General features: G+C 71.8%; 2 protein-coding genes and 1 pseudogene. 2 read left to right on the top strand and 1 reads right to left on the bottom strand.

Annotated elements, in window-relative coordinates; translation table 11 throughout:
- Positions 1-1348 (top strand): DUF5691 domain-containing protein (locus tag QR77_RS25280; RefSeq protein ID WP_040024387.1); only part of this gene is annotated, 1348 nt, incomplete at its 5' end.
- 42 nt (positions 1349-1390) lie between these two features.
- Here QR77_RS25280 and QR77_RS25275 read toward each other — a convergent pair.
- Positions 1391-1804: a cobalamin B12-binding domain-containing protein gene (locus QR77_RS25275; RefSeq protein WP_040024386.1), complete on the bottom strand. Its 414-nt coding sequence runs from the start codon at positions 1802-1804 to the stop codon at positions 1391-1393.
- 413 nt (positions 1805-2217) lie between these two features.
- Between QR77_RS25275 and QR77_RS46880 the strand changes: the two are divergent.
- Positions 2218-3047: pseudogene (locus tag QR77_RS46880) on the top strand (hypothetical protein); the annotation flags it as partial.

Raw genomic sequence — 3047 nt, 5'->3', positions numbered from 1 at the left:
CGGAGGCAGGCGCGGTACGGCGCCGGACCTCCCCGAGTTGCTCCCGCAGTGGCTCGCCGCGGCCAACGGACGGGGCTACCGCGCGCCCGTCTCGGCCCTGCCCGCGCTGCTCGACGCGGCCCGCGCGCGTACCGATCTGCGGCCCGCCGCACTGACGTTCGCCGGGCCGCGCGGGCTCTGGCTGGCGCGGTTCAACCCGGACTGGAAGTTCGCGTTGCGCGGCGGTTCCGGCGGGGGGTCCGTGCTGCCCGCGGCCACGGACGCGGAGGGGACCAAACGGCTGTGGGAGGAGGGTCTTTTCGCCGAGCGGGTCGCGCTGCTCTCCGCCGTACGCGCCAGGGACAGCCAGGAGGCGCTGGCGATGCTGGCCACCACCTGGTCCACCGAGCGCGCCGAGGACCGGCTGATGTTCCTCGACTCGCTGCGCGACGGGCTGTCGGCGACGGACGAGCCTTTCCTGGAGGCGGCGTTGTCCGACCGCAGCCGCAATGTGCGGTCCACCGCCGCTGAGTTGCTCTCCGCGCTGCCGTACTCGGCGCTCGCCGGGCGGATGGCGGCCCGCGCCGCCACCTGCGTGAGCCTGGACCGTACGGGCGACGGCGGCCTGGACGCCACGGTGACGGTGGAGGCGCCCCACGAGTGCGACGCCGACATGCAGCGTGACGGAGTGGTGCCGGCCCCGCCCAGCGGCCGTGGTGAACGCTCGTGGTGGCTCGGCCAGTTGGTGGAGGCCGCCCCGCTGTCGACCTGGGGGCCGCGGCTCGGCGGACGTCCGCCCGAGGAGATCGTCGCACTGCCGGTCCTCGACGGCTGGCGGGACGAACTGCACGCGGCGTGGTGCAGGGCGGCGGTGCGGCAGCGGGACGCGCGGTGGTCGCGTGCGCTGCTCGGCGCGCCCACGGCCTCCCCGGCGACCGGCCCCGGCGCGTCCTCCCTGGCCGAGCGGGCGAAGCTCCTCGCGACGCTTCCTTCGGCCGAACGGGCCGAGTGGGTGGCCGGTTTCATAGCGGCCCACGGCCTGTCGGAGGCGTTCCAGCTCCTCGCCGTCTGTGTGGTGCCCTGGGCGGAGCCGCTCGGCCGCGCCGTCGTCGACGCGCTCGACATCGCCAGGGACGCCGGGAGTTACCCGTGGAGCTTCAGCGGGGTGATGGGCCTGGCCGAACGGTGCCTCGACCCCGCCGAGGCGAGCCGTCTCGAACTCCTCACCGCGCTACCGGACGAGGCGCAGGACGCCGCACCCGGCGCCGGCGGGTACTGGTCCGAGGCCTTCCAGCGGCTGGTCTCCACGCTGCGGCTGCGCGCGGCGATGCTGGCGGAACTCGCCGAACCAGCGGGGACGGAGGGCTGACCGTCCACCGCCCGGCCGACGGCGGGCGCCGGTCGCCTGCCGTCAAGCACCCGCCGGCTGGCGGACGTTCGCGTTCACCCAGTCGACGATCGAGGTGGTCGTCGCGCCGGGGGTGAAGATCTCGGCGACGCCCTTCTCCTTCAGCGGAGCGATGTCCGCCTCCGGGATGATGCCGCCGCCGAAGACCTTGATGTCCGCGGCGTCCCGCTCCTTCAGAAGGTCGATCACCTTCGCGAAAAGCGTGTTGTGCGCACCGGAGAGGATGGACAGTCCGATCGCGTCGGCGTCCTCCTGGATCGCGGTGTCCACGATCTGTTCCGGGGTCTGGTGGAGGCCGGTGTAAATGACCTCCATACCGGCGTCGCGCAGCGCACGCGCGATCACCTTGGCCCCGCGATCATGACCGTCGAGTCCTGGCTTGGCCACTACCACACGGATCGGACCGGTCACACCCATCACTGCCTCCACCTACCGACTACGCCGTCATTGGCAACGGGCCCCCGTGCCCTTCGGACCCGGAGTAGTGAACGAACGTTATCCACAGCATCCCGCACCCTGTCGTTTCACGGACGACCGGGAGGGGGAAATCACAGGTGTTCCCGTATCTCCGGAGCCGGATTCACGACCCTCCGGAGTCCGACGCACCCGCCTCACGCGTCGAACGCATTTCGAACGCAGCACCAAGGCTGCGCCCGTGGTCCCCCGAAACACGGCCGAATGCCCGTTTCCACGGCGCCCGGAACCCGCCGAAGATTGTCGCCGTCCCATACCGCCGGGTACAGTCGCGGCCACTGCTTTCCTCTGAGGTCCCCCCGCGTTGGGACCGGGCCTCAGACCCTGGTCCTGCTGCCGAGGCGAGAGAGAAGTTGGTGAACGACCAGCACACCCACGCCGGGTACGCCGCGCACGACGGCAACGCCACAGGTAGTTTCGACATCGATCCGCTCTTCGGGGACCTTCCCGGCACCTACGAAGCGGGTCACAGCGGCCAGTACGACAACACCCAGTGGGACACCGGGGCACAGCAGGTCCAGCACCAGACGGCCGGTTACGACGCGTACGCCGTGCCCGGGTACGGACAGCAGCAGTACGGCCAGTACGACGTGAGCGGCCAGTGGCCCACCGTCGACGCGGCGGGCAACGCCGCCGCCTACCAGCAGCAGCCCGGCGACACCTCGGGCCAGTGGGACGCGACCGCCTGGAACCAGCAGGACCCGACAGCCGGGACAGCCCAGACAGGTCAACCGGACCAGGCACATCAGTTCGACAGCGGCCAGTTCGGTTACGACACACCCGGCCACCCCCCGACCGCCCAGTTCGACGCGACACAGTTCCAGTCCCAGCCGTACGGGTACGAGGCCACCGCCCAGTGGACGGCGCCCTCCTTCGACAGCGGCGCGTTCGACGCCACCGCCTGGAACGCGACGCAGGACACGGCTTCCGGGTACGGCGCATACGGCACGGGTGACGCCACCTACGTACAGGAGGCCGTCCAGGAGCCTCACGCGGCGCAGGAGACCCCCGAGGCCCACGAGGCCGTGGACCACCACGGTGCGTACGAGGGCTACGCCGCCGGCCACGACGAGCCCGACGCCGAACCCGACGCCCCGGACGACCCGGCGAACGACCCCGATTCGATCCATCTGGCCGAGACGACGACCATGTCGACGCTCGCCCCGCCCGACGAGGCGCCCCGCGC

Origin of the sequence: Streptomyces sp. 150FB (assembly GCF_000818195.1) — a bacterium.
Taxonomy (GTDB): Bacteria; Actinomycetota; Actinomycetes; order Streptomycetales; family Streptomycetaceae; genus Streptomyces.
The sequence above is the reverse complement of the archived record's forward strand: the minus strand, read 5'-3'. Positions and strand labels throughout refer to the sequence as shown.